Raw genomic sequence first — 23812 nt, 5'->3', positions numbered from 1 at the left:
CCAACCACCCATGTCCTGCTTAGCGCGCTCCCAGCGCCGCCAACTCGCGCTCCAGCAGCGTCTCGTCGCCGAGGTTCAGCTCTACCAGGCGCCGCAGGTGACTGATGGAATCCAGATCGATCTGCCGGCAGGCGAAGGCCAGTTGCGCCGACGTTTCCCGGACCAGTTCCACCTCCATGGTCACCTGGGTCTCGTCGTTCAGCAGGATCTTCAGGTGATAAGCCGCGCTCGCTTGGGGCTCCCACTCCGCGGGTCGGCTCAGCAGTACGCCCTTGAGCGAGATGTCGTCCACGGATACCGCCCACTGGCGCTCACCCTGGTGCAACTGTGCAGGGGCATCGAAGCTGAAGCGGGTAAAGCGGCGACGCTCGTTGGTGTCGTTCATGCGCTGACTTCCTGAGGTTTCCTGATCACTGTAGACGACCGTGGTCGTCCCGTTATCGACTTCGGGTACGAGGGTAGCGGGCCGCGCCCGGTGGAGCCATAGCGAGACGGCTCGCCGGTCGTCTGGATGCGAGTAGCGGCCATTGTCGTACGTTGTCCGTCTACTCCGCGCGCCAGCCGTATTGGCGGGCATGGCGGACCAGATCGGCCGGCTTCTGGATATCCAGCTTGCGCCGGATGCTCAGGCGATGGGTTTCCACCGTGCGCACGCTGAGCTGCAGGCGCTGGGCCATGGCCTTGTTGTTGAAGCCCTGGGCCATCAGCACCAGCACCTGGCGCTCGCGTGGCGTGAGTTCGTGTTCGCTGGCGGCCCCTTCGCCCAGGCGGGCGGCGATGGAGTCGCTGTAGAAACGTCCACCCACGGCCAGCGCCTCGACCGCGGCGATGATCTCTTCGGAGGGAGCGTCCTTGAGCACGTAGCCGGCCGCACCGACGCGTAGCGAGGTACTCACGTATTCGCGATTGTCATACATGCTTAGGATCAGCACCCGGGCGCGGGGCGCTCGCTCGGCGATCTGGGCGGTCAACTCCAGGCCGTTCATGTCCTTGAGGCCGATGTCGACCAGCAGAATGTCCGGATCCAGGCGCTCCAGCAGGTCGAGGGCCTCCTCGCCACTGCTGGCTTCACCCACCACGGCGAAGCGCTCGATGGTGCCGAGCAATGCCCGGACCCCGGCGCGGACCAGCGCATGGTCATCGACCAGGACGATGCGGATCGGCGTCATGTCGGACTCTCTTCGTCGGCGGGGAGGTCGGAGCGTAGCAGAACCACGTCCAGGGTCGTGCCGCCGGGTCCCGACTGGATGGCGCAGCGCCCACCGAACAATTCCACCCGCTCGCGGATGTTACGCAGGCCGATGCCGCCATTGAGGTGGTCCACCTGGCTGGTGTCGAAGCCGCGACCGTCATCGTGCACGGTCAGGCAGATCCAGCGGCCACGGCGCTGCAGATCGAGGATGACGTGCCGGGCCGCGGCGTGGCGTTCGATGTTGGTCAGGGCTTCTTGCACGATGCGGAACAGGGCGACGTCCAGGTCGCCACCGGGCGGGCTGCCCTCCAGGCGCTGCCGGTAGTCCACCGTCAGCCCGCTGCGTTGACGGAATTCCTCGACCAACTGACCGAGGGCAGCGGGCAGGCCGAGGGTATCCAGCAGCGAGGGATGCAGATCGTGGGAGATGCGGCGGATTTCGCCGATGGCCGCGGCCAGTCGCTGGGTGCCCTCGCGCAACGTCTCGCCCGCGCTGGCCTTGCCCGTGCCCACTTCGCGGCTGGCCAGTTCGAACTGGAACTTGATGGAGACCAGCAACTGGCTGATGCCGTCGTGCAACTCCCGCGACAGGCGCGAGCGTTCCTCCTCCTGGGAGGTGATGAGTCTCTGGGTCAGTTGCTTGAGCTTGCGATCGGCCAGGCGATGTTCGCTGACGTTGAGCGTCAGTCCACCGGCGAACACCAGTAGCACCGCCACCAAGGCCACCCCGGCGCTGGCCAGCAGAGTGGTGCGAATGCCCGCCGCCACGTCGTGACGTACCTGGGCGAGGGCGGCATCCACGTCGTCCAGGTAGAGACCGGTACCGAGCACCCAGCCCCAACGCTGCAGCTGGGTCACATAGGCCAGCTTTTCCGCCATCTGCCCGCTGGACGGCTTCTGCCAGCCATAGCGCTGGAAGCCATCGCCCTGGCTGGCACTGCGCAGCAGCGCCTGGATCACCAGCAGGCCATTGCCGTCGGTGAGCTGCCAGAGATCCTGGCCAACCAGCTCCGGCTGACGCGGATGCATGAGGTTGCGCCCGTGCTGGTCGTAGACGAAGAAATAGCCGTCGCTGCCGAAGTTCAGGCTGGCCAGCAGTGCCAGGACCTTGGCCTTGGTCTCCTCATCGTTGCGCCCGCTGCCATAGAGCGGTTGGATGGCGCTGACGCCCATCTCCACGTAGTTGCGCAGCTCCGCCTTCTTGCTGCTGAGAATGCTGTGCTCCAGCAGGCGCGCCTGCTGCTCGCCGAGGCGCTGGCTCTGTTCCAGCACTACCAGGCAGACCGCCGCCACCGCCAGCAGCAGGGGCAGGATACCGAGGGCGACCATCTTGTATTTGAGTTGCATCGGGACTCGCCTGAGGGGCTTCTACGTAGAACTACGTAGTGGGGCTTGGGTAGTTCTGCGAATTTCGCTGTCGCGTCGAGGCGCCGATAGTAATATGGCTCCGTAGTGGGCTCTCACAATAACAAGTATCGCCGCGGCCTCAGGTATGCGGCAGGAGAACAAGCATGACCCGAATGGCCAGCCATCTAGTCTGGTTCGCCGTCGCCGTACTGGGCGCCTTCGCGCTGGGTACTGTGGCGCTGAGTCGAGGCGAAGCGATCAACGCCCTCTGGATCGTGGTCGCCGCCGTGGCGATCTACCTCGTCGCCTATCGCTACTACAGCCTGTTCATCGCCACCAAGGTGATGGGGCTCGATGCCAAGCGTGCCACGCCCGCCGTGCTCAACAACGACGGCCTGGACTACGTGCCCACCAACAAGCACATCCTCTTCGGCCACCACTTCGCCGCCATCGCCGGTGCCGGTCCGCTGGTGGGCCCGGTGCTCGCCGCCCAGATGGGCTATCTGCCCGGCACCCTCTGGCTGATCGCCGGGGTGGTCTTCGCCGGCGCGGTGCAGGACTTCATGGTGCTGTTCCTCTCCACCCGCCGCAACGGCCGCTCCCTGGGCGACATGGTGCGCGAGGAGATGGGCCGCATTCCCGGCACCATCGCCCTGTTCGGCTGCTTCCTGATCATGATCATCATCCTCGCGGTGCTGGCGCTGATCGTGGTCAAGGCCCTGGCCGAGAGCCCCTGGGGCATGTTCACGGTGATCGCCACCCTGCCGATCGCCATGTTCATGGGCGTCTACATGAGATACATCCGCCCCGGTCGCATCGGCGAGATCTCGCTGATCGGCGTGGTGCTGCTGCTGGCCTCCATCTGGGTAGGGGGCCTGGTCGCCGCCGATCCGGTGTGGGGCCCGGCCTTCACCTTCACCGGCGTGCAGATCACCTGGATGCTGATCGGCTACGGCTTCGTCGCCGCCGTGCTGCCGGTCTGGCTGGTGCTGGCCCCGCGTGACTACCTCTCCACCTTCCTCAAGATCGGCACCATCATCGCCCTGGCCATCGGCATCCTGCTGACCATGCCGATGCTGAAGATGCCGGCCCTGACCCAGTTCGTCGACGGCACCGGTCCGGTGTGGAAGGGCACCCTGTTCCCCTTCCTGTTCATCACCATCGCCTGCGGCGCGGTGTCCGGCTTCCATGCGCTGATCAGCTCGGGCACCACGCCCAAGCTGTTGGCCAACGAAACCCACGCCCGCTACATCGGCTACGGTGCCATGCTGATGGAGTCCTTCGTCGCCATCATGGCCATGGTCGCCGCCTCGGTGATCGAGCCGGGCGTCTACTTCGCCATGAACAGCCCGGCCGCCGTGGTCGGTGCCGACGTGGCCTCCGTGGCCGCCAAGATCAGCACCTGGGGCTTCGTGGTGACGCCGGAGATGCTGCAGGCCACCGCCGCCCAGATCGGTGAACACACCATCCTGGCCCGTGCCGGGGGTGCGCCGACCCTGGCGGTGGGTATCGCCCAGATCATGCACAATGTGCTGCCGGGCGAGAACACCATGGCCTTCTGGTACCACTTCGCCATCCTGTTCGAGGCGCTGTTCATCCTCACCGCGGTGGACGCCGGTACCCGTGCCGGGCGCTTCATGCTGCAGGACCTGCTGGGCAGCTTCGTGCCGGCGCTCAAGCGCACCGATTCCTGGACCGCCAACGTCATCGGCACCGCCGGTTGCGTCGCCCTTTGGGGCTGGCTGCTGTACCAGGGCGTGGTCGATCCGCTGGGCGGCATCAACACCCTCTGGCCGCTGTTTGGCATCTCCAACCAGATGCTCGCCGGTATCGCCCTGATGCTCGGCTCGGTGGTCCTGATCAAGATGAAGCGCCAGCGCTACGTCTGGGTCACCCTGGTACCGGCCGTCTGGCTGCTGATCTGCACCACCACCGCCGGCCTGATCAAGCTGTTCGATGCCAACCCGGCGGTCGGCTTCCTGGCCCTAGCCAAGAAGTACAGCACCGCCATGGCCCAGGGTCAGGTGCTCGCGCCGGCCAAGAGCATGGAACAGATGCAGCACATCGTCTTCAACGCCTACACCAATGCCACCCTCTCGGTGCTGTTCCTGGTGGTGGTGATGAGCATCCTGTTCTTTTCAATCAAGGTCGGTCGCGCCGCCCTGGCCAAGCCCGAGCGTAGCGATCGCGAGACCCCCTTCCAGCCGGCAGCGGGTGTCTAAGGAGAATCCTCATGTTCAATGACCTGGGACGCATGGGCAAATACCTCGGGCAGGCCGCCAAGATGCTGGTGGGCATGCCCGACTACGATACCTACGTCGAACACATGCGCGGCAAGCACCCGGACCAGCCGGTGATGAGCTACGAAGCCTTCTTCCGCGAGCGCCAGGAAGCGCGCTACGGTGGTGGTAAGTCGGGCGCCATACGCTGCTGCTGACCCAGGTTCACCCAAGGCCGGGCTCCCACGCCCGGCCTCTTTCTGTCTGGAGTTTTCCATGCACGAACCCATCCCCGTCACCGTCCTGACCGGCTTTCTCGGCGCCGGCAAGACCACCCTGCTCAAGCACATCCTGCAAGCCGAGCACGGCCTCAAGATCGCCGTGATCGAAAACGAATTCAGCGCCCTGGACGTCGACGGCGAATTGCTTGAGGACGCCGGCGCCGTCCAGCTGATGAAGGTGTCCAACGGCTGCGTCTGTTGCACTGGCAGCAAGGATCTGGCCTACGCCCTGACCGTGCTGCTGGAGCGCCTGGACAATGGCGAGCTGGATTTCGAGCGTCTGGTGGTGGAATGCACCGGCCTCGCCGATCCCGGTCCGGTGGCCCAGACCTTTTTCACCGACGATCTCTTGCGCGAACGCTATCTGCTCGACGGCGTGCTGACCCTGGTGGATGCCGTCCACGCCAGCGAGCAACTGAGCGATCCGCTGTTGCAGGCGCAGATCGGCTTCGCCGATCGCCTGCTGCTGACCAAGCTCGACCTAGCCGAGCCGGCCGCCGTCGAGGCGCTGGAAAATCGCCTGCAGCGCATCAACCGCCGCGCGCCGATCCGTCACGTCGACCATGGCCGCATCGAGTTGGCCGAGTTGCTGGATATCCGCGGCTTCAACCTACACGACGAAGACCTGGCGCCGCCGACCCTGTTCCGCCCGCTACGCCCGGTGTCGGAAGCTGTCAGCCTCACCGAACGCATCCAGTCCATCGCCATCCGTGAGCCGCGTCCGTACGACCAGGACAAGATCGGCAAGGTGATGGAAATGTTGCTCGATACCCTCGGCTGCGACCTGCTGCGCTACAAGGGCCTGCTCAACATCGCCGGCGAAGATCGCCGCCTGCTGTTCCAGGGCGTGCAGCAGATCTACGCCGCTGACTGGGAGCGCGACTGGGCAGCGGACGAGGAGCGCGAAAGTCGCGTCGTGCTGATCGGCATGGACCTGCCGGAAGAGCGCATCCGCGCCGCTTTCGAGCGGGCGGTAGCCAAGTAGCCGTCAGTTGTCGGGCTGGCCGGTGCGACTGGCCAGTCGTTCCAGGGCAGCCTTGAGCTTGGGGTCGCGGATACCCGCGGCCACCTCGCGCAGACTGTCGGCGCCCACCTGGCTGACCTGGCGCACGGGACGTGGCCGCGTGGCGACGCCCGGGCTCGGCTGCATCTTGAATTGCACACGCATGAGGCCGGCGAATTCGGGCGCTTGTTGCAACAGGCGCAGCAGGCGGCGCTGCTGATAGCGCAGCCGCGTCGCCCAGTGGGCATCGTTGACCACCAGTAGCAGGGTGCCGTCGCGCCAGCTGGCGACCCGACAATGGGGGCGGGCAGCAGGCTGCAACTGCTCTTCCAGCAATTGCTGCAAGCGCCCCAGACGCTCGGCCTCGCGAAACAGCGCCTTGAGCGGTTTGGCCTGGCGGAGTAGGGCGGCGGGAGCGACAGCGGGAAGCGGACGAAAGGCCATGCGCAGGACTCGCGATGGGCGGAGGGAAGTCGTCGATGGTAACAGATCGCTCTGGCATCCTGGCGGCTGCTGCTGCCGTCGTTCTTTCCTCATCGGCATTTCCGAGTAGAATGCCCGATTACCATTGCGGGACACCGCGGGTTTCATCACCCGCGCAAAGGCGTCTGGCCAGGCTCTGCAGAGGCCTTGCCGCCCGTTTCGCGCCCCTCATTCCAGCGGAAGAATTCCAGTCGATATGTTTGCGCCTTTGTTGAAGAAATTCTTTGGAAGCAAGAACGAACGAGATGTCAAACGCCTAGGCAAGGTCGTCGTGGCCACCAATGCGTTGGAGTCCCAGATTGCCTCCTTGAGCGACGAGCAACTGCGCGCCAAGACCGAGGAATTCAAGCAACGCGTGGCCAAGGGCGAGTCCCTCGACGCCCTGATGCCCGAGGCCTTCGCCGTGGTCCGCGAGGCCGGCAAGCGGGTCATGGGCATGCGTCACTTCGATGTCCAGCTGATCGGCGGCGCCGCGCTGCACGAAGGCAAGATCGCCGAGATGCGTACCGGTGAGGGCAAGACCCTGGTGGGTACCCTGCCGGTCTACCTCAATGCCCTGTCCGGCAAGGGCGTGCACGTGGTCACGGTGAACGACTACCTGGCCCGCCGCGACGCCAACTGGATGCGGCCGCTGTATGAATTCCTCGGCCTGTCGGTCGGCATCATCCTGCCGTTCCAGCCGCCGGAAGAGAAACGCGCCGCCTACGCTTCGGACATCACCTACGGCACCAACAACGAATTCGGCTTCGACTACCTGCGCGACAACATGGCCTTCAGCCTGGCCGAGAAGTACCAGCGCGAGCTGAACTTCGCGGTGGTCGACGAAGTGGACTCCATCCTCATCGACGAAGCCCGGACCCCGCTGATCATCTCCGGCCAGGCCGAAGACAGCTCCGAGCTGTACCAGAAGATCAACCAGCTGATCCCGCGCCTCAAGCAGCACATCGAGGAAGAGGAAGGCAATCCCACCCAGGTCGGCCACTACACCATCGATGAAAAGACCCGCCAGGTGGAAATCACCGAGCTGGGTCATCAGTACATCGAGGAAATGCTCACCGACACCGGCCTGCTGGCCGAGGGCGAGAGCCTCTACTCCGCGCACAACCTGGGCCTGCTGACCCACGTGTTCGCCGGCCTGCGCGCCCACACCCTGTTCCATCGCAACGTCGAGTACATCGTCCAGCAGGACCAGGTGCTGCTGATCGACGAGCACACCGGCCGTACCATGCCGGGCCGGCGTCTTTCCGAGGGCCTGCACCAGGCCATCGAAGCCAAGGAAGGACTGCCGATCCAACCCGAGAGCCAGACCCTGGCCTCGACCACCTTCCAGAACTACTTCCGCCTCTACAACAAGCTCGGTGGCATGACCGGTACCGCCGACACCGAGGCCTTCGAGTTCCGCCAGATCTACAACCTCGACGTGCTGGTGATCCCGACCCACCGGGCCATCGCCCGGAAGGACTTCAACGACCTGGTCTACCTGACCCAGGCCGAGAAGTACCAGGCCATCATCGAGGACGTGAAGCAGTGCCAGGCCCAGGGCCGTCCGGTGCTGGTGGGTACCGCCTCCATCGAGAGCTCCGAGTACGTCGACCAGTTGCTGACCCAGGCCGGCATCGAGCACAAGGTGCTCAACGCCAAGTACCACGAGCGCGAAGCCGAGATCATCGCCCAGGCCGGTCGTCCGGGCGCCGTGACCATCGCCACCAACATGGCCGGTCGCGGGACCGACATCCTGCTCGGCGGCAACTGGGAAGTCGAAGTCGCCGCCCTGGAGAATCCCACCGAGGAGCAGGTCGCCGCGATCAAGGCTGCCTGGCAGGAACGCCACAAGCAGGTCATCGACGCCGGCGGCCTGCATGTGATCGCCTCCGAGCGCCATGAATCCCGCCGCATAGACAACCAGCTGCGCGGCCGTGCCGGTCGCCAGGGCGACCCGGGTTCCAGCCGCTTCTACCTGTCGCTGGAAGACAACCTGATGCGCATCTTCGCCTCCGACCGGGTGAAGAACTTCATGAAGGCCCTGGGCATGCAGGGTGGCGAGGCCATCGAGCATCGCATGGTCACCAACGCCATCGAGAAGGCGCAGCGCAAGGTCGAAGGCCGCAACTTCGACATCCGCAAGCAGCTGCTGGAATACGACGACGTGGCCAACGAGCAGCGCAAGGTGATCTATCACATGCGCGACACCCTGCTGGCCAACGAAGATGTCGGCGACACCATCCAGGGCTTCCGCGAGGAAACCCTGACCCAGGTGATCAACGAGCACATCCCGCCGCAATCGCTGCCCGAGCAGTGGGACATTCCCGGCCTGGAAGCCGAGATCTACAGCGTCTTCGGCCTGCAGCTGCCCATCGGCCAATGGCTGGACGAGGACGACAAGCTGTACGAGGACACCCTGCGGGTGAAGATCCTCCAGCAGCTCGAAGCCGCCTACATGGAGAAGGAAGACCTGGCCGGCCGCGAGGCGCTGCGCAACTTCGAGAAGCAGATGCTGCTGCGGGTGGTGGACGACCTCTGGAAGGACCACCTCACCACCATGGATCACCTGCGCCACGGTATCCATCTGCGCGGCTACGCCCAGAAGAACCCCAAGCAGGAGTACAAGCGCGAGTCCTTCACCCTGTTCCAGGAACTGCTGGACAGCATCAAGCGCGACACCATCCGCGTGCTCTCCCATGTCCAGGTGCGTCGCGAAGACCCGGCCGAGGAAGAGGAGCGCATGCGCCGCGAGGCCGAGGCCCTGGCGCAGCGCATGCAGTTCCAGCATGCCGAGGCGCCTTCGCTGGTCGATCCCGAGGTGACCGGCGAAGAGCCGGGCGAAGACACCGTGGTGCCCCTGCAGCCCCAGCGCAACGACCAGAAGATCGGGCGCAATGAGCCGTGCCCCTGTGGTTCCGGCAAGAAATACAAGCAGTGTCACGGTAAGCTCGACTGATCGCCCCGGATCGCCGTCGTCGCAGACGAGGACGGCGATCCGCAGCAGGCGGCAGCCCATCGGCAGCGTCGACGCCAGGCTGTAAACTCCGCCCGCTAGGCTGTCCGCTTCAGGTTCTTGGCGTCGTCGCAAGATGCGCCGGAAGCTTGGTTATCACGCCGCGACCGGCCGTCCGCTCGCGGCGTTTCCTTTTCTCTCACTGGAGTTTTTCCATGGCTGTCGGTCTCGGTCCGCTCTCCACGCTGCACCCGGTTCCCGGTTTCGAACTCGGTATCGCCTCCGCCGGCATCAAGCGCCCCGGGCGCAAGGATGTGGTGGTGATGCGCTGCGCCGAAGGCTCCAGCGTGGCCGGGGTCTTCACCCTCAACGCCTTCTGCGCGGCGCCGGTGATCATCGCCCGCCAGCGTTTCGCCGGTCCGGTGCGCTACTTGCTGACCAACACCGGCAATGCCAACGCCGGCACCGGCCAGCCGGGCCTGGCCGCCGCCGAGCGCACCACCAAGACCTTGGCCACCCTGGCCAGCGTTGGGGAGGAGGCGGTGCTGCCGTTCTCCACCGGCGTGATCGGCGAGCCGCTGCCGGTGGAGAAGATCGAAGCCGCGCTGCCAGCCGCCCTGGCCGATCTGGCCGAGGATAACTGGGCCGCCGCCGCCACCGGCATCATGACCACCGACACCCTGCCCAAGGGCGCCAGCCGCCAGTTCCTGGTGGACGGCGTGACCGTCACCGTGACCGGCATCAGCAAGGGCGCCGGCATGATCAAGCCGAACATGGCCACTATGCTCGGTTACGTCGCCACCGACGCCAAGGTCTCCCGCGAGTTGCTGCAGGACCTGCTGGCCGACGCCGCCAACCGTTCCTTCAACCGCATCACCATCGACGGCGACACCTCCACCAACGATTGTTGCATGCTGGTGGCCACCGGCCGCGCGGCCATGGCGGAAATTGCCCAGCCCAGTGGCGAAGCCTTCGAGCAACTGCGCGATGCGGTCTTCGCGGTGTTCGCCGAACTGGCCCAGGCCATCGTCCGCGACGGCGAGGGTGCCACCAAGTTCGTCACCGTGCAGGTCAACGGCGGCGCCAATGCCCAGGAGTGCCTGGACGTCGGCTACGCCGTCGCCCATTCGCCGCTGATCAAGACCGCGCTGTTCGCCTCCGATCCCAACTGGGGCCGTATCCTCGCCGCCGTCGGCCGCGCCGGGGTGCCCAACCTGGACGTCAGCCTGATCGACGTCTTCCTGGGGGGCGTGCAGATCTGCCAGCAGGGCGGTCGCGCGGCCACCTACACCGAAGAGCAGGGCGCACGGGTGATGGCCCAGGCGGAAATCGAGATCCGCATCGAGCTGGGTCGCGGTAGCCACCAGGAGACCATCTGGACCACCGACCTCTCCCACGACTATGTGAAGATCAACGCCGAGTACCGTACCTGATCGGCGCTATGGCGTGCGGCAGCCCCGCACGCCTGCTGTGGCCTTGATGGCTGCATCGTTTCGAGGAATCCCGCATGTCCCAGCTGCAACTCGTGATCGGCAACAAGAACTTCTCCTCCTGGTCGCTGCGTGCCTGGCTGGCCATGGAGCTGAGTGGCGCCTCCTATGAAGAGGTGGCTATCCCGCTCTACACCCCTAACAGCCGATCCCTGCTCAAGGCCCAGTCGCCCACCGGCAAGGTGCCGGTGCTCAAGCTGGCCGAGGGCACCATCTGGGATTCCCTGGCCATCGTCGAATACCTGGCCGAAGCCTATCCCGACGCCGGCCTCTGGCCCGCCGACACCCTGGCCCGCGCCCATGCCCGGGCGCTGTGCGCCGAGATGCACAGTGGCTTTCTCGCCCTGCGCCGCGAGCTGCCCATGGATCTGCGGCGGCGTCAGCGCCTGAAGTCGACCACGGCCGAGGCGGTGGAAGACATCCAGCGCATCCAACGGCTGTGGCGCGAATGCCGCGAGCGTTATGGTGAGCAGGGCCCCTATCTATTCGGCACCCCGACCATCGCCGATGCCTTCTATGCCCCGGTGGCGAGCCGCTTCCGCAGCTATGGCGTCGAGTTGTCGGCCGAGGCGGCCGCCTATGTCGAGACCATCTACGCCTGGCCGGCTTTCCAGCGCTGGCTGGCGGAGGCCGAAACGGAGGAACAGGACGCATGAGTCGTCTGCATGTCGTTGCCGCGGTGATCCGCAATCCCCAGGGCCAGATCCTCATTGCCCAGCGTCCGGCGCACAAGCACCAGGGCGGGTTGTGGGAATTTCCCGGTGGCAAGGTCGAAGCCGGCGAGGCCCCGGCCGCTGCCCTGGCGCGCGAGCTGGTCGAAGAGTTGGGCATCCAGGTGACGGCGGCCCGACCGCTGTTGCAGGTGCGCCATGACTATCCCGACCAGGCGGTGCTGCTGGACGTCTGGCAGGTGGACGCCTTCACCGGCGAAGCCCATGGCGCCGAAGGCCAGCCGCTGGCGTGGGTCGCCCCGCGCGAACTCGCCGGCTACGACTTCCCGGCGGCCAATAGACCCATCGTCCAGGCCGCGCGGCTGCCGGAGCGCTACCTCATCACCCCCGGCGAGCTGACCACCGCGGAATTGCTCAATGGCTTGCACCGGGCGCTGGATAACGGCATTCGCCTGGTCCAGTTGCGTACGCCGGATAACTTCGATCCGCAGTACCGCGACCTGGCGGGTGACGTCCAGGGCCTCTGCACCGGTCGTGCCCAATTGATGCTCAAGGGGCCGCTGGAATGGCTGGGCGACTTCCCCGCTGCCGGCTGGCACCTGACGGCGAAGCAACTGCGCCGCTATGCACCCAATGGCCGGCCGTTCCCGGAGCATCGCCTGCTAGCCGCTTCCTGCCACGACGCCGAGGAACTGGCGCTGGCCCAACAGATGGGCGTGGATTTCGTCACCCTGTCGCCGGTGATGCCCACCGCCAGCCATCCCGGTGCGCCGACCCTGGGCTGGGTGAAGGCCCAGCAATTGCTGGCCGACTGCAATCTGCCGGCTTACCTGCTAGGTGGTCTGGGCGACGAAGATCTCCAAGGCGCCTGGCAAGCCGGCGCCCAGGGAGTGGCCGCGATCCGGGCGTTCTGGCCCACCTCCGCGTAGGTTTGGTTGAGCGTAGCGAAGCCCAACAGGGATGCACCGTGCCCGTGATTGTTGGGCTTCGACGATGAAGCCGTTTCAACCCAACCTAGGGTTCTCGGCGTAGGTTGGCGCTGAGCGCAGCGAAGCCCAACATGGGGGGCCGTGCTCGGGACTGTTGGGCTTCGACGACGGAGCCGTCTCAACCCAGCCTACGTCGAGACGAAAGAAGCCCGCCAATCGGCGGGCTTCTTTTATCCACAGAAACCTACAGCCGCGGATAGTCGATATAGCCCACCGGGCCCTTGCTGTAGAAGGTGTCCGGGCGCGGCTCGTTCAGCTCGGTGTCCTGCTCCAGACGTTGCGGCAGGTCCGGGTTGGCGATGAAGGGCACGCCGAAGGCCACGGCATCGGCCTTGCCTTCCGCCAGCCAGGCATTGGCCTTGGCCTTGTCGAACTTCTCGTTGGCGATGTACACGCCACCGAAGGCCGCTTTGAGGTCCGGGCCGAGGCTATCGCTGCCAGCCGCTTCGCGGATGCAGATGAAGGCCACCTGGCGCTGGCCCAGTTCGCGCGCGACATGGCCGAAGGTGGCGGCCGGATCGCTGTCACCCATGGTGTGCATGTCGCCACGGGTGGACAGGTGCACGCCGACGCGAGCGGCGCCCCAGACCTCGATGCAGGCGTCGGTCACTTCCAGCAGCAGCCGGGCACGATTCTCGATGGAGCCGCCATAGTTGTCGGTACGCTGGTTAGTGTCGCTCTGCAGGAACTGGTCGAGCAGATAGCCGTTGGCCCCATGCACCTCGACGCCGTCGAAGCCGGCGCGCTTGGCGTTCTCGGCGCCATGGCGATAAGCGGCGACGATACCGGGCAGCTCACCGGTCTCCAGCGCCCGCGGGGTGACGTAGTCACGCTTGGGTCGCAGCAGGCTGACATGGCCTTGGGCAGGGATGGCGCTCGGCGCCACTGGCAGTTCGCCATCGAGGTAGCTGGGATCGGAGATACGACCCACGTGCCAGAGTTGCAGCACGATGCGGCCACCGGCCTTGTGCACGGCGGTGGTTACCCGCTGCCAGCCGGCCACCTGCTCGTCGGACCAGATGCCGGGGGTATCGGGATAACCCACGCCCATGGGGTCGACCGAGGTGGCCTCGGTGATGATCAGGCCGGCGGAAGCGCGTTGGGTGTAGTACTCCACCATCAGGTCGCCCGGGACGCGGCCCGGTTCGGCACGACAACGGGTGAGGGGCGCCATGATGACGCGGTTGGGCAGGTCCAGGGCGCCGATCTTGATCGGGTCGAACAACTGAGTCATGGCTAGCTCTCTTGGTTAGCTGGCGGTCGCCAGGCCGCTCTTGCGGGCCTGGCTGGCGGTCAGCAGGGTGGCGATGAGGGCCAGCAGGGCAAGCCCGCTGGCGGCAAGGGGTACCGCGGTAAGACCCAGGCCGTGGTCGATCACCAGGCCACCGACCCAGGCGCCGAGGGCGTTGCCCACGTTGAAGGCGCCGATATTGAGGGTCGAGACCAGGTTCGGTGCATCCTTGCCGAAGGTGACCACGTTGATCTGCAGGGCCGGCACGGCGGCGAAGGCGGCCGCGGCCCAGAGGAAGAGGGTGATCTCGGCCGGCAGGAAGGCCTGACCGGTCCAGCGCAGGGCGGCGGAGGTCAGCGCCAGGGCGACGAAGATGCCCACTAGGCTGGTGGCCAGCCGCCAATCGGCCAGGCGGCCACCGATGACGTTACCCAGGGTCAGCCCCAGGCCGATCAACAGCAGGGTGCCGGTCACGCCACGGGGCGAGACGCCGGTCACCTCCTGCAGCAGGGGCGCGACATAGGTGAAGAGGGCGAACATGGAGGCGGCGAAGAACACCGTCATCGACAGCGCCAGCCAGAAGCCCAGGCCGCGCAGGGCGAGCAATTCCTGGCGCAGGTCGGCGCGGGTCTGGTTGCGGTCGGCGGGCAGCACGCGCCAGAGACCGAACAGGGCCACCACACCGATGGCCGCCACCGCCCAGAAGGTCGAGCGCCAACCGGCGGCCTGGCCCAGGGCGGTGCCCAGGGGCACGCCCAGCACATTGGCCAGGGTCAAGTCGGTGAACATCAGGGCTACTGCCGAGGCGCGGCGATTCTCCGGCACCAGACTCGCCGCCACCACGGCGCCGATGCCGAAGAAGGCGCCATGGCAGAGCGCGGTAACGACCCGCGCCAGCATCAGCATGTCGTAGCCGCTGGCCACTGCGCAGAGCAGGTTGCCGACGATAAAGATGCCCATCAAGGCGAGCAGGGCGCGTTTACGTGGCCAGTGGGCGGTCGCCAGCGCCATGAAGGGCGCACCGATGGCCACGCCCAGGGCATAGCCGGTGACCAGCCAACCAGCGCTGGGGATGGAAACACCCAGGTCCGCGGCGACGTTGGGCAGCAGGCCCATGATGACGAATTCGGTGGTGCCGATGGCGAAAGCGCTCAGCGCCAGCACGATGAGAGAAGCGGGCATGAAATTTCCTTGCACGGCTAGAGTTCACGGGCGAGACGTTGCAGGAATGCCTGGATGGCCGCCTCGTCGCGTTGATAGAACACCCATTGACCGACCCGGCGGGTAGTCACCAGTCCGGCTCGGGACAGTACCGCCAGATGGGCCGAGACGGTGGACTGCGAGAGTCCGGCACGGGCTTCGATCTGGCCGGCGCAGACGCCCACGCTGGGGTCGTGATGCTGATGGGGAAAGTACTGCCCCGGATCGCGCAGCCAGCTCAGGATCTGACAGCGCAGCGGATTGGCCAGGGCCTTGAGGATCTCGTCCATCAGGGTCGTATCGTCATATTGGGTTCTTGCGAACGTTAGATCGTAAAAAATCGATATGCAAGCTATCGATATTCGAATCTGTCTATTGCGTAGTTAGAGAGTTGCTATCGCGATAAGTGTCCGGCGGGTGCGTCTCGTTCAGTTGCGATTCAGAACCGCTGGCTAGAATCTCAAGCTGCGGCCCTGTCCGCCGCAATGGATCTTCAAGGAGTAAAGACATGGCGCTGCCCACCCGTATCCTTCTCGCCAGCCTGGCCGTGGCTACCCTGGCCGGATGCGCATCCCCCAATCCCTACGAGAACCAGGGGCAGGCCAATGGCGGCATGTCCAATACCGCCAAGTACGGTGGCCTCGGAGCCTTGGCCGGTGCCGTCGCCGGTGCCGCCATCGACCACAACCATCGCGGCAAGGGCGCCTTGATCGGCGCCGCCGCGGTAGGGGCGGCGGCAGCGGGCTATGGCTACTACGCCGACCGCCAGGAAGCCGAGTTGCGCCAGCAGATGCAGAACACCGGCGTGCAGGTGCAACGCCAGGGTGACGACATCAAACTGATCATGCCGGGCAACATCACCTTCGCCACCGATTCGGCGAATATCGCCAGCAGCTTCTACAAGCCGCTCAACGATCTGGCCAATTCGTTCAAGCAATTCGACCAGAACAGCATCGAAATCGTCGGCTACACCGACAGCACCGGCAGCCTTGCCCACAACATGGAGCTGTCGCAGCGCCGGGCGCAGAGCGTGGCCAACTACCTGATCGCCCAGGGCGTTCCGGCGGCCCGCCTGAGCACCCGTGGGGCCGGCCCGGAAAATCCCATCGCCAGCAACGCTACCGCCGATGGTCGGGCGCAGAATCGCCGCGTCGAGGTCAATCTGCGCGCCCTGCCCGGAGCGACCGGTACCCCCGCCCAGTAACGACCGTTCGTCGCCCACGATCGAGAGTTTCCGCTGCTTAGTGAAGCGCGGCGGAAACTGCTTTTCCATTTTGCGCTCTGATGCACGTCGCGAGGCGCCCTGCCTGCCAACCGGCAGGCGGAAGCCGTGTGCATGGCTGCTAATCTAGGAAGGTTGGCGTGCTGCTTTTTACAAGGCTCACGACGGGAATGGCAGTCAGCCGCTTTCGATTGCTGCAGGGCGGCAGAGGCCGCGGGGAGAAGAGGCTTGATGGAGTGCCCGTTGCCGCAGACAGATCAAGGCCCGGTGTTGCTGGTCGTGGACGACCGCATGGAAAATCTGCTGGCCATGCAGGCGGTGCTGGAGGTTGGTAACTGGCGAGTGATCACCGCCGCCTCGGGCGAGCGCGCCCTGCAATACCTGCTCGATGAAACCGTGGATCTGGTCCTGCTGGATGTGCAGATGCCGATCATGGATGGCTTCGAAGTCGCCCGCATCATGCGCAGCAACCTGCGCACCCGCTTCACACCGATCATCTTCGTGTCCGCCGAAGCCCATTCCTATGAATCGGTCCTGCGCGGCTATGCGACCGGCGCCGTCGACTACCTGCTCAAGCCGGTCGATCCCAATATCCTCAGGCACAAGGTCCGCTCGCTGCTGGATCACGAGCGCAATCGCCGCGAGCTGTTGCAGGCCACCCAGCAGTTGGAACTGGCCAAGTCCTTCAGCGACTCGCTGCTCGACAACGCCGCCGAGGGCATCCTCACGGTCAACGAACAGGGCCGGGTGACCTTCGCCAACGCCGCCATCGCACGCATGCTCAGGTGCAGCGTGAGCGATCTGGTGCATGCCAATTTCCTCGATTTCCTCGAAGGGGGCAGTGGTCTGGACGACTGGCAGACCTCGCCCTTCATGGAGCATTACGACCGCCGCGAAACCTATCGCCTGCACGATGCCCGGTTGCGTACCAGTCGCGGCGACAGCCTGCCAGTGGCGCTCTCCTGCGCGCCCCTGCCGCGCATGCAGCGCGCCATGGTCATCATCGCGCTGGACATGTCGCGCATGCGCGAGCTGCAGGAGCAACTGGAATCCCAGGCGGTCACCGACGCCCTGACCGGTCTGCTCAACCGCCGCGGTTTCAACCAGACGCTGGAGGCGGCGTTGGCGCGCACCGGGCGTAACGGCAAGCGCATGGCGGTGCTCTACATCGACCTCGACGGCTTCAAGCGCATCAACGACTCCCTCGGCCATGAAGCTGGGGATCGGGTGCTGTGCATCGTCGCCGAGCAACTCAAGAGCTGCATGCGGCCCTATGACATCCTGGCGCGCATGGGCGGCGACGAATTCACCGCGCTGCTCGATTCCCTGGAGCATCCCGAGGACGCCGCGCGGGTCGCCGAGAAACTGCTGGAGCTGCTGGCCACGGTGCATCGCATCGACGGCATGGAAGTCAGCCTGGGCGCCAGCATCGGCATCGCCAGCTATCCCGATTGCGGCCACACGGTGGATGGGCTGCTGAGATCCGCCGACATCGCCATGTACGAGGCCAAGCGCGGTGGTCGTCAGCAGTACCGCTTCTTCTCGCCGGAGATGAACGGCCGCGCCCGTTCGCGGCTGATGCTCGAAGAGAGCGTGCGCAACGCCATCGACAACAAGGATTTCGTGCTCGCCTATCAGCCACAGGTCTATCTGCGCGACGGCCGGCTGCGTGGCTTCGAGGCGCTGCTGCGCTGGGAGCACACGGTGGCCGGCAAGGTCTCGCCCAGCGTGTTCATCCCGCTGCTGGAAGAGACGCGGCTGATCAATCGCATCGGCGACTGGATCTTCCGCGAAGGCGCGATGAAGTTGCAGACGCTGCAGGAGATCTACGGCGACGAGTTGCTGCTGAGCATCAACCTCAGCCCGGTGCAATTCGGCATGCCGCAACTGGCGGAAAGCCTGCGCCAGATCATCGAGACCTACCATCTGCGGCCTGAGCAGATGGAAATCGAGGTCACCGAATCAGCCCTGATGCACGACATCGACTACACCCGCGCGCAGCTGTCGCAATTGCGTGCCCTGGGCGTACGCATCGCGGTGGACGACTTCGGCACCGGCTATTCCTCGCTGGCCTATCTGCGCCATTTCGAGCTGGATACCCTCAAGATCGACCAGCTGTTCATCGCCAACATGCTGGATTCCTCCCGCGATGCGGCCATCGTCAGCACCATCCTCGAACTGGGCCGCAACCTGGATCTGGAAGTCATCGCCGAGGGGGTGGAAACCCTGGAACAGCGCGATTGGCTGATCGAGCATGGCTGCGAGATCATGCAGGGCTTCCTGGTCTCGCGGCCACTGAGTGCCGAGGTGACCGGCCGCTTCCCGCAGCAGGTGGACTGGGCCGCCCGCCGGCCCGAACCGACCCTGTAAGGGACCACTTGGCGGCAAGGGAGACCAATCCCCCCGCCGTTTGTCCGGCCGGCCTGGAGACTAGGCCAGGCGGGCCTGGCGCCAGACCCTCCGCCGTCTCTCTTAGTGGTTTTCTGGCCACGTGGCGTGGAAAATCACTGAACGAACCCTGGTCCGTGCCTTCTTATTGCAGTGGCCATTGGCACGGAGTAGCAAGCATGCGGGGCGCCGTCTTTCCATGGCGGGAAAACAATACCTTCGAATTGCTGGTGGACGGCGGGCGGTTCTTTCCGGCCATGCTCGAGTCCATCGCGGGCGCCCAGCGCCAGGTCGATGTCGAGCTCTATCTGGTGGAAGCCGGTAGCTGCTCCGAGCGCCTGCTGGTGGCTCTCACCGAGGCGGCTCGCCGGGGCGTGACCGTCCGCTGCCTGTTCGATGGCTTCGGCACCCTGCGCATGGACGCCGATCTGCGGCGACAGTTGGAGGATGCGGGCGCGGAGATCCGCATCTTCAACCCGGTGCGCTTCGGCCATGGGCTGCATAACCTGCACCGCGATCATCGCAAGATCTTCATCGTCGACGGCCACGAGGCCTTCGTCGGTGGCAGTGGCGCGACCGATGATTTCTGGAATCCAGCGGCCAGCGACTGCAATTGGCACGAGGTGATGGTGCGCGTCCAGGGCCCGCTGGTGGACGATTGGCTGGCGCTGTTCGAGCGGCAATGGGAGGCGGTACGCCGCCGCCGGTCCTGGAAGCCGCGGCCCCGCCGTGGCCGGGAGCGACCGCCGCCACCCCCTGCGGCCCAGGAGGGTCAGGGCCGGGTCGCCTATGCCGATGCCCGCCAACACCGCGACATCCTGCAAGCCCTGATCCGTGCCCTGGTGGGGGGGCGCGAGCGCATCTGGTTCGCTACGCCCTATTTCCTGCCGACTTGGCGGGTCCGCTGGGCCCTGCGTCGCGCGGCCCGCCGCGGTGTGGACGTACGGCTGCTGCTCACCGGTCGCCACACCGACAATCCGCCGGTGCGTTTCGCCGGACAGCGCTATTACCGCGGCCTGCTGCGTGCCGGGGTGCGGATCTACGAGTATCAGCCAAGATTCATCCACGCCAAGATGGTGCTCGTGGATAACTGGGTCAGTGTCGGCTCCTGCAACTTCGATCACTGGAATCTGAGATTCAATCTGGAGGCGAACGTCGAGGCGGTGGATCGTGGCTTGAGTCAGGCGGTCGCCGCCAGCTTCGTCAAGGATTTCGCCCAGAGCCGGGAGATCACCCTCGACTTCTGGCGCAGCCGGCCCTGGTGGCTGCGTGTCCGCGAATGGCTGTGGGGGTCGCTGGATCGGTTGGTGATCGGTGTACTGGGGCGCGGTTAGCAGCCCCGGCTGTCAGGTACGGGTAACATAACCGGCCCGGCGCCATGGGCCGGACCTAGCGTCCAGCGGACGAGGCCAGACGAGTAACGCCTTAGTGCAGACTTTAGATAAACACCGCTTCATCGGTCTGGAGTGGCTCAGGTTCCTGATGGGTTTCTATGTGGTGGTCTACCACACCATCCATTTCTACCCGGAGCGCAAGACCATCCCCCTGCTGGACGAGATCACCAGCATGGGCTTCTTCGCCACCAGTACCTTCTTCGTGCTTTCCGGCTTCCTGCTCGCCCACGTCTACTGTGGGCGCGGCAGCCTGCGCGAGCCGGCCCGTAGTTTCCTGATCAAGAGATTCGCCAACCTCTATCCGATCCATATCTTCGCGCTGTTGCTGTCGATGGCCGTGGTGACCTGGATCGGCAGCCTGGGCATTCAGCCGGAGGCGGCCACTGCCAGCGTGCGCTTCGTGGTGTTCGACACCAACGAGGCGTTGGCGCGGACCAATCCCGAGTTGTTCCAACATTTCATGGGCAACCTGGAGCTGGCCTTCAATGCGGTACTTCAGCTGTGCATGCTGCAGGCCTGGAATCCCTATTACCTGACCTTCAATGCGCCGCTGTGGTCGATCTCGGCGCTGTTCTTCTTCTATCTGACCTTTCCCAAGCTGGCCCCGCGGCTGATGACCAGCGAAAGACCCTGGCAGCTGTTGCTGTTGATCTGGGTGCTCTACCTGATCCCACCGCTGTTGGTGATCATCCACCAGAACTACGGCATGCCCTTCACCGGGCTGTTGCAGCGCGTACCGCTGCTGCGACTACCGGAATTCCTCGCCGGCATCCTGCTCTACGCCATTTTCCGGCGTCAGCACGAGCGAGGTTGGACGCCCTCCGAGCGGCAGCGGGTGCTGCTGGCGAGCTATCTGGTACTGAGCTTCGCCGTGGGGACGGCGCTCTTCACCCATGGGCCCAAGTTCTGGTATTTCCTCTTCCACAACGGCCTGTTCCTGCCCTCGCAGCTGATCCTGGTGTACCTGGCGGCGCTGGCCCAGGAGCCGGCCAACGCGCGCATCCGCCATTGGTCGCCCCGCCTGGGTGGGGCGTCGCTATCGATGTTCGCCCTGCACGTCCCCCTGTCGGGCATCTACATGACGCTGGAAAAACTGCTCGGCGGCGATCCCAAGGCCTGCTTGAGCGGCAATTGGCAGACCTGCATTGCCGCCGCCGGCGCCCAGACCAACTCTATCGAGTGGTACTGGCTATTCCTGTTGCTGGTGGTGGTGCTCTGCGTGCTGTTCCAGGAGCGGCTGGTGGTGCCGACCCGCAAGCGCATCCTCGCCGTGCTGCTGCCACGGTTGGCGCCGCCGCATAAGCCGTCCCAGGCTAGCGGCGGAAGCCTGCGGCCATGACGAAAAAGCGGGCGTTCAACGCCGCCAGAGGTTCGCGTAGCTGCTCGAGCTGATCGGCTGCACCGAACACCTCGAAGCGCTCCAGGGTGGCGATGGCCTGGGCCTGTTCGAGCAGATCGCCGACATTGTCCAGGTGCGCCAGCAGCGCCTGGGCATCGCGATAGCCCTCGCGGCAGCGCGCCGTGGTGCCGTCGTAGCAGAAGCCGTAGTAGAGGCAGCCGGGCTCGTTGCGAGTCCGCTGCAACATGGCCTCTCCCAGGCGCTTGAACGCCTCGAGCTGATCGGGCTGGATGGCGAACACGGGCGCCAGGCTGCAGACGGAATCACTGGGAAGGGTGGGCATGGAAGCCTCCGGAGTCAGGGATGGTCTGCATGCGACCCCGGACGCCACGCGGCGCTCCCGCCGGCTGACGGACGTCAGGCGCCGACCTGGGCGATCCAGTCGTTCAGGTTGTAGTAGTTGGTCACCCGCGCCACCTTGCCGTCGCGAATCTCGAAGAAGGCACCCACCGGCAGCTCGTAGGTCTGGCCCTTGGCCTCGGGCAGTCCCTCATCGGTGACCAGGTATTCACCGTGGATGATGAATTCGGCGGCCGCGCGCCGGCCACTGGGCTCGGCCATCACCACCAGATCGGTCAGGCGCTCGCGATAGCAGCGATTCATGTGCACCATGAAGGCGGCGAAGGCGGCCTTGCCTACCTGGCGCTCACCCTGATTGATGTCGTGGACCACATCCTCGGTGAGCAGATCCAGGAAGATGTCCATGTCGCCGGCGTTGAAGGCGGCGTAGTAGGCATCGATGAGGTCGGTCGTGGTCATGGCGGCTCCTGTCGTTGACGAAAAAACGCTGTTGCCGACGCATGGTAGGGTGCCGGCAGAGCTTCGACATAGCCATTCACGTCTCCCGCTTAACCAGAAGAGTCCATGGACATCCAACTCCTGCATGGCGGCGCCATTGCGCCGCTGATTCCCGAGCTCGCCGAGCTGCGCATCGCGGTCTTTCGCGAGTATCCCTATCTCTACGACGGCACCCTGGATTACGAGTCCCGCTATCTGCAGACCTATGCCGATACACCGGATAGCCTCTGCGTGCTGGTTCGCGACGGCGGACGGGTGGTGGGCGCGGCGACCGCCTTGCCACTGGCGGACGAGACGGCGGAATTCCAGCAGCCTTTCCGCGCGGGCGATTGGCCGGTGGAGCGGATCTATTATTTCGGTGAGTCGCTGTTGCTGCCGGCCTATCGCGGGCAGGGGCTGGGACGGCGTTTCTTCGCCGAGCGCGAGGCGCGGGCGCGTCAGCTGGGGCGTTTCAGCTGGTGCGCCTTCTGCGCCGTGCAACGCCCGGACGACCATCCGCGCCGTCCGCCCGGCTATCGCCCCCTGCACGGCCTCTGGCACAGCCAGGGCTTCGCCGAGCATCCGGAATTGACTACCCACTACCTGTGGCAGGATCTCGACGAGGTCGCCGAATCGCCCAAACCCATGACCTTCTGGCTCAAGGAATTGCCATGATCCGCCTGGCTGCTTGCCAATACGCCATCGAATTGCTGGAGACCTGGGACGCCTACGCCGCGCACCTGACCGAACTCTGCGAAGAGGCCGCCGCCGAGGGTAGCCAGCTCCTGCTGCTGCCGGAATACGCCGGCCTGGTGCTCAGCGGCCAGCTGCCGGCCGCCGAGCGCAGCGACCTGCAGGGCTCCATCGCCGGTATCCAGCCGTTGCTGCCAGCCTGGCGCGACCTCTGCGAGGGCCTGGCGCGCCGACTGCAGCTCTATCTGCAACCCGGTTCGCTGCCCGTCCTCGATGACGATGGCCGGTACCGCAACCGGGCTTGGCTGTTCGGTCCCGACGGCTGCCTGGGCCATCAGGACAAACTGATGATGACCCGCTTCGAGCGGGAGGAATGGAATATCGTGGGCGGCCGCGAAGGCTTGCGCGTCTTCGACACGCCCTTGGGCCGCCTCGGCATCCTGATCTGCTACGACAGTGAATTCCCCTTGCTGGCCCGCCATCTGGCCGAAGCCGGTGCCGACCTGATCCTGGTGCCGAGTTGCACCGATACCGTCGCCGGCTTCCACCGGGTGCGGGTGGGCGCCCAGGCGCGGGCGCTGGAAAACCAGCTCGCGGTGCTGCAGGCGCCAACGGTGGGGTTGGCGCCCTGGTCGCCCGCGCTGGACGAGAACGTCGGGCGGGCCGGGCTCTTCGTCCCACCGGATCGGGGCATGCCGGCTGACGGGGTGATCGCCCAGAGCGACGCACTCTGTCCTGAAGTCAGCCAGTGGCTGCATGCCGAGGTCGATCTGGACGAGGTGCGGCGGGTACGGACCAACGGCCAGGTGTTCATCCGGCGTGACTGGCCAGAGCAGTGGCAGGTACTGAAGCCGCAGGCCTGAACGAAAAAGCCCAGCACGAGGCTGGGCTTTTGCTG

Annotated in this window: 21 protein-coding genes and 1 pseudogene; 13 read left to right on the top strand and 9 right to left on the bottom strand. The window is 65.5% G+C overall.

Annotated elements, in window-relative coordinates; translation table 11 throughout:
- Positions 1 to 19: 19 nt before the first annotated feature.
- From FAZ11_RS03475 to FAZ11_RS03465, 3 genes are all read right to left on the bottom strand, one after another.
- Positions 20 to 385, bottom strand: coding sequence for a PilZ domain-containing protein (locus FAZ11_RS03475; RefSeq protein ID WP_058760215.1), 366 nt, complete (start codon positions 383 to 385; stop codon positions 20 to 22).
- 160 nt (positions 386 to 545) lie between these two features.
- Positions 546 to 1169 carry a response regulator gene (locus FAZ11_RS03470; RefSeq protein ID WP_058760216.1) on the bottom strand — a complete coding sequence of 208 codons (624 nt, stop codon included), beginning with the start codon at positions 1167 to 1169 and terminating at the stop codon, positions 546 to 548.
- Positions 1166 to 2539, bottom strand: coding sequence for a cache domain-containing protein (locus tag FAZ11_RS03465; protein WP_058773261.1), 1374 nt, complete (start codon positions 2537 to 2539; stop codon positions 1166 to 1168). The genes FAZ11_RS03470 and FAZ11_RS03465 overlap by 4 nt, the downstream gene beginning before the upstream one ends.
- A gap of 164 nt (positions 2540 to 2703) precedes the next feature.
- Between FAZ11_RS03465 and FAZ11_RS03460 the strand changes: the two genes are divergently transcribed.
- The 3 genes from FAZ11_RS03460 to yjiA are packed head-to-tail and all read left to right on the top strand — an operon-like array spanning position 2704 to position 6024.
- Positions 2704 to 4761, top strand: a complete 2058-nt coding sequence (locus FAZ11_RS03460) for a carbon starvation CstA family protein (protein ID WP_058773262.1) — start codon at positions 2704 to 2706, stop codon at positions 4759 to 4761.
- Between the two features lie 11 nt (positions 4762 to 4772).
- Complete coding sequence (locus FAZ11_RS03455) at positions 4773 to 4976, top strand: YbdD/YjiX family protein (protein WP_007162682.1); 204 nt, start codon at positions 4773 to 4775, stop codon at positions 4974 to 4976.
- Positions 4977 to 5034: 58 nt separating this feature from the next.
- The gene (gene yjiA / locus FAZ11_RS03450; protein WP_137279069.1) at positions 5035 to 6024 is read left to right on the top strand and encodes a GTPase; all 990 of its coding nucleotides are present in this window, start codon (positions 5035 to 5037) and stop codon (positions 6022 to 6024) included.
- Between the two features lie 3 nt (positions 6025 to 6027).
- Here the strand turns inward: yjiA and FAZ11_RS03445 are convergent, their stop codons facing one another.
- Positions 6028 to 6486 (bottom strand): DciA family protein, encoded by a 459-nt coding sequence (locus FAZ11_RS03445; protein WP_058760221.1) that lies wholly within the window; start codon positions 6484 to 6486, stop codon positions 6028 to 6030.
- Between the two features lie 235 nt (positions 6487 to 6721).
- Here FAZ11_RS03445 and secA point away from each other — a divergent pair, with 235 nt between their 5' ends.
- From secA to FAZ11_RS03425, 4 genes are all read left to right on the top strand, one after another.
- Complete coding sequence (secA, locus tag FAZ11_RS03440) at positions 6722 to 9463, top strand: preprotein translocase subunit SecA (RefSeq protein ID WP_137279070.1); 2742 nt, start codon at positions 6722 to 6724, stop codon at positions 9461 to 9463.
- A gap of 212 nt (positions 9464 to 9675) precedes the next feature.
- Positions 9676 to 10893 (top strand): bifunctional glutamate N-acetyltransferase/amino-acid acetyltransferase ArgJ, encoded by a 1218-nt coding sequence (argJ, locus tag FAZ11_RS03435; RefSeq protein WP_058773265.1) that lies wholly within the window; start codon positions 9676 to 9678, stop codon positions 10891 to 10893.
- Positions 10894 to 10967: 74 nt separating this feature from the next.
- The gene (locus FAZ11_RS03430) at positions 10968 to 11606 is read left to right on the top strand and encodes a glutathione S-transferase family protein (protein ID WP_058773266.1); all 639 of its coding nucleotides are present in this window, start codon (positions 10968 to 10970) and stop codon (positions 11604 to 11606) included.
- A complete protein-coding gene (locus tag FAZ11_RS03425; protein WP_058773267.1) occupies positions 11603 to 12550 on the top strand; it encodes a Nudix family hydrolase in 948 nt (315 codons plus the stop codon). Before FAZ11_RS03430 ends, FAZ11_RS03425 begins: the two co-directional genes overlap by 4 nt.
- 244 nt (positions 12551 to 12794) lie before the next feature.
- On the opposite strand, the gene FAZ11_RS03420 is transcribed toward FAZ11_RS03425, so the two are convergent.
- The 3 genes from FAZ11_RS03420 to FAZ11_RS03410 are packed head-to-tail and all read right to left on the bottom strand — an operon-like array spanning position 12795 to position 15331.
- Positions 12795 to 13844 (bottom strand): alkene reductase, encoded by a 1050-nt coding sequence (locus tag FAZ11_RS03420; protein ID WP_058773268.1) that lies wholly within the window; start codon positions 13842 to 13844, stop codon positions 12795 to 12797.
- Between the two features lie 15 nt (positions 13845 to 13859).
- Positions 13860 to 15023, bottom strand: a complete 1164-nt coding sequence (locus tag FAZ11_RS03415; RefSeq protein WP_058773269.1) for an MFS transporter — start codon at positions 15021 to 15023, stop codon at positions 13860 to 13862.
- Positions 15024 to 15040: 17 nt separating this feature from the next.
- Complete coding sequence (locus tag FAZ11_RS03410) at positions 15041 to 15331, bottom strand: ArsR/SmtB family transcription factor (RefSeq protein WP_058760228.1); 291 nt, start codon at positions 15329 to 15331, stop codon at positions 15041 to 15043.
- A gap of 195 nt (positions 15332 to 15526) precedes the next feature.
- On the opposite strand from FAZ11_RS03410, the pseudogene FAZ11_RS03405 reads away from it, so the two are divergent.
- The 4 genes and pseudogenes from FAZ11_RS03405 (at position 15527) to FAZ11_RS03390 (ending at position 21384) form a co-directional block, all read left to right on the top strand.
- A pseudogene (locus tag FAZ11_RS03405) lies at positions 15527 to 16245 on the top strand (YiaD family glycine zipper/OmpA-like lipoprotein).
- A gap of 249 nt (positions 16246 to 16494) precedes the next feature.
- On the top strand, positions 16495 to 18633 hold the full coding sequence (locus FAZ11_RS03400) for a putative bifunctional diguanylate cyclase/phosphodiesterase (RefSeq protein WP_193557125.1): 2139 nt from the start codon (positions 16495 to 16497) through the stop codon (positions 18631 to 18633).
- Positions 18634 to 18830: 197 nt separating this feature from the next.
- The gene (locus FAZ11_RS03395) at positions 18831 to 19985 is read left to right on the top strand and encodes a phospholipase D-like domain-containing protein (RefSeq protein WP_058773271.1); all 1155 of its coding nucleotides are present in this window, start codon (positions 18831 to 18833) and stop codon (positions 19983 to 19985) included.
- A 94-nt stretch (positions 19986 to 20079) separates the two neighbouring features.
- Positions 20080 to 21384, top strand: a complete 1305-nt coding sequence (locus FAZ11_RS03390; RefSeq protein WP_081320024.1) for an acyltransferase family protein — start codon at positions 20080 to 20082, stop codon at positions 21382 to 21384.
- On the opposite strand, the gene FAZ11_RS03385 is transcribed toward FAZ11_RS03390, so the two are convergent.
- Positions 21359 to 21727 (bottom strand): putative quinol monooxygenase, encoded by a 369-nt coding sequence (locus tag FAZ11_RS03385; protein ID WP_058773273.1) that lies wholly within the window; start codon positions 21725 to 21727, stop codon positions 21359 to 21361. The genes FAZ11_RS03390 and FAZ11_RS03385 overlap by 26 nt on opposite strands.
- Before the next feature lie 74 nt (positions 21728 to 21801).
- Positions 21802 to 22203, bottom strand: coding sequence for a ketosteroid isomerase-related protein (locus tag FAZ11_RS03380; protein WP_058773274.1), 402 nt, complete (start codon positions 22201 to 22203; stop codon positions 21802 to 21804).
- Positions 22204 to 22308: 105 nt separating this feature from the next.
- Between FAZ11_RS03380 and FAZ11_RS03375 the strand changes: the two genes are divergently transcribed.
- Together FAZ11_RS03375 and FAZ11_RS03370 are read left to right on the top strand one after the other, a co-directional pair.
- Positions 22309 to 22896: a GNAT family N-acetyltransferase gene (locus FAZ11_RS03375; protein ID WP_058773275.1), complete on the top strand. Its 588-nt coding sequence runs from the start codon at positions 22309 to 22311 to the stop codon at positions 22894 to 22896.
- Positions 22893 to 23777 (top strand): carbon-nitrogen hydrolase family protein, encoded by an 885-nt coding sequence (locus FAZ11_RS03370; protein WP_058773276.1) that lies wholly within the window; start codon positions 22893 to 22895, stop codon positions 23775 to 23777. The genes FAZ11_RS03375 and FAZ11_RS03370 overlap by 4 nt, the downstream gene beginning before the upstream one ends.
- Positions 23778 to 23812 lie beyond the last annotated feature (35 nt).

It is taken from the genome of Pseudomonas rhizoryzae (assembly GCF_005250615.1).
Taxonomy (GTDB): Bacteria; Pseudomonadota; Gammaproteobacteria; order Pseudomonadales; family Pseudomonadaceae; genus Chryseomonas; species Chryseomonas rhizoryzae.
This window is presented reverse-complemented; position numbering and strand designations above follow the sequence as displayed.

What these genes read in the sequence shown, in the direction of transcription:
- FAZ11_RS03475 (WP_058760215.1), bottom strand. Translation starts at nt 385, where the DNA reads ATGAACGACACCAACGAGCGTCGCCGCTTTACCCGCTTCAGCTTCGAT.
- FAZ11_RS03470 (WP_058760216.1), bottom strand. Translation starts at nt 1,169, where the DNA reads ATGACGCCGATCCGCATCGTCCTGGTCGATGACCATGCGCTGGTCCGC.
- FAZ11_RS03465 (WP_058773261.1), bottom strand. Translation starts at nt 2,539, where the DNA reads ATGCAACTCAAATACAAGATGGTCGCCCTCGGTATCCTGCCCCTGCTG.
- FAZ11_RS03460 (WP_058773262.1), top strand. Translation starts at nt 2,704, where the DNA reads ATGACCCGAATGGCCAGCCATCTAGTCTGGTTCGCCGTCGCCGTACTG.
- FAZ11_RS03455 (WP_007162682.1), top strand. Translation starts at nt 4,773, where the DNA reads ATGTTCAATGACCTGGGACGCATGGGCAAATACCTCGGGCAGGCCGCC.
- yjiA (WP_137279069.1), top strand. Translation starts at nt 5,035, where the DNA reads ATGCACGAACCCATCCCCGTCACCGTCCTGACCGGCTTTCTCGGCGCC.
- FAZ11_RS03445 (WP_058760221.1), bottom strand. Translation starts at nt 6,486, where the DNA reads ATGGCCTTTCGTCCGCTTCCCGCTGTCGCTCCCGCCGCCCTACTCCGC.
- secA (WP_137279070.1), top strand. Translation starts at nt 6,722, where the DNA reads ATGTTTGCGCCTTTGTTGAAGAAATTCTTTGGAAGCAAGAACGAACGA.
- argJ (WP_058773265.1), top strand. Translation starts at nt 9,676, where the DNA reads ATGGCTGTCGGTCTCGGTCCGCTCTCCACGCTGCACCCGGTTCCCGGT.
- FAZ11_RS03430 (WP_058773266.1), top strand. Translation starts at nt 10,968, where the DNA reads ATGTCCCAGCTGCAACTCGTGATCGGCAACAAGAACTTCTCCTCCTGG.
- FAZ11_RS03425 (WP_058773267.1), top strand. Translation starts at nt 11,603, where the DNA reads ATGAGTCGTCTGCATGTCGTTGCCGCGGTGATCCGCAATCCCCAGGGC.
- FAZ11_RS03420 (WP_058773268.1), bottom strand. Translation starts at nt 13,844, where the DNA reads ATGACTCAGTTGTTCGACCCGATCAAGATCGGCGCCCTGGACCTGCCC.
- FAZ11_RS03415 (WP_058773269.1), bottom strand. Translation starts at nt 15,023, where the DNA reads ATGCCCGCTTCTCTCATCGTGCTGGCGCTGAGCGCTTTCGCCATCGGC.
- FAZ11_RS03410 (WP_058760228.1), bottom strand. Translation starts at nt 15,331, where the DNA reads ATGGACGAGATCCTCAAGGCCCTGGCCAATCCGCTGCGCTGTCAGATC.
- FAZ11_RS03400 (WP_193557125.1), top strand. Translation starts at nt 16,495, where the DNA reads ATGGAGTGCCCGTTGCCGCAGACAGATCAAGGCCCGGTGTTGCTGGTC.
- FAZ11_RS03395 (WP_058773271.1), top strand. Translation starts at nt 18,831, where the DNA reads ATGCGGGGCGCCGTCTTTCCATGGCGGGAAAACAATACCTTCGAATTG.
- FAZ11_RS03385 (WP_058773273.1), bottom strand. Translation starts at nt 21,727, where the DNA reads ATGCCCACCCTTCCCAGTGATTCCGTCTGCAGCCTGGCGCCCGTGTTC.
- FAZ11_RS03380 (WP_058773274.1), bottom strand. Translation starts at nt 22,203, where the DNA reads ATGACCACGACCGACCTCATCGATGCCTACTACGCCGCCTTCAACGCC.
- FAZ11_RS03375 (WP_058773275.1), top strand. Translation starts at nt 22,309, where the DNA reads ATGGACATCCAACTCCTGCATGGCGGCGCCATTGCGCCGCTGATTCCC.
- FAZ11_RS03370 (WP_058773276.1), top strand. Translation starts at nt 22,893, where the DNA reads ATGATCCGCCTGGCTGCTTGCCAATACGCCATCGAATTGCTGGAGACC.